This is a genomic window from Ligilactobacillus salitolerans (assembly GCF_003864415.1).
In the GTDB taxonomy this organism is placed as follows: domain Bacteria; phylum Bacillota; class Bacilli; order Lactobacillales; family Lactobacillaceae; genus Ligilactobacillus; species Ligilactobacillus salitolerans.
Genome location: NZ_BFFP01000083.1, coordinates 1 through 637, shown reverse-complemented (window position 1 = coordinate 637; position 637 = coordinate 1). Strand labels below are relative to the sequence as shown.

At 46.2% G+C, this 637-nt stretch carries 2 rRNA genes (1 of these 2 cut by a window edge); both read right to left on the bottom strand.

Annotation, left to right across the window (positions count from 1 at the left end):
* Positions 1-87, bottom strand: a 23S ribosomal RNA gene (locus LFYK43_RS12115); its annotated part reaches 423 nt to the left of the window's first position; the annotation flags it as partial.
* Between the two features lie 223 nt (positions 88-310).
* Positions 311-637 (bottom strand): 16S ribosomal RNA (locus LFYK43_RS12110); the annotation flags it as partial.

The following is a 637-nucleotide window of genomic DNA, read 5'->3' as shown; positions in this document are numbered from 1 at the left end:
AGCTACCCGAAGCATTTCGCAGTTAGTCGCGTCCTTCATCGACTCCTAGTGCCAAGGCATCCACCATGCGCCCTTCCTAACTTAACCTATTCATTTATCGAAGATAAATGGGTTATGAGTTTGCGTTTAATACTTAATTTTGAATTCTTGTTTGAAACTCTTTCAAACGCGGTGTTCTCGGTTTAATAAAATTATTGATCAAGAAATAAATGTTATTCAGTTTTCAAAGAACGGATCTTGAGAGTAGACCTCTCAAAACCAAACAAAGTTTCATATAACAAATCGTGTGAGTTTCCGTATTATTCCTTAGAAAGGAGGTGATCCAGCCGCAGGTTCTCCTACGGCTACCTTGTTACGACTTCACCCCAATCATCTGTCCCACCTTAGACGGCTGGCTCCAAAAAGGTTACCCCACCGGCTTTGGGTGTTACAAACTCTCATGGTGTGACGGGCGGTGTGTACAAGGCCCGGGAACGTATTCACCGCGGCATGCTGATCCGCGATTACTAGCGATTCCGACTTCACGTTGGCGAGTTGCAGCCTACGATCCGAACTGAGAACGGTTTTAAGAGATTAGCTGAACCTCGCGGTCTCGCGACTCGTTGTACCGTCCATTGTAGCACGTGTGTAGCCCAGG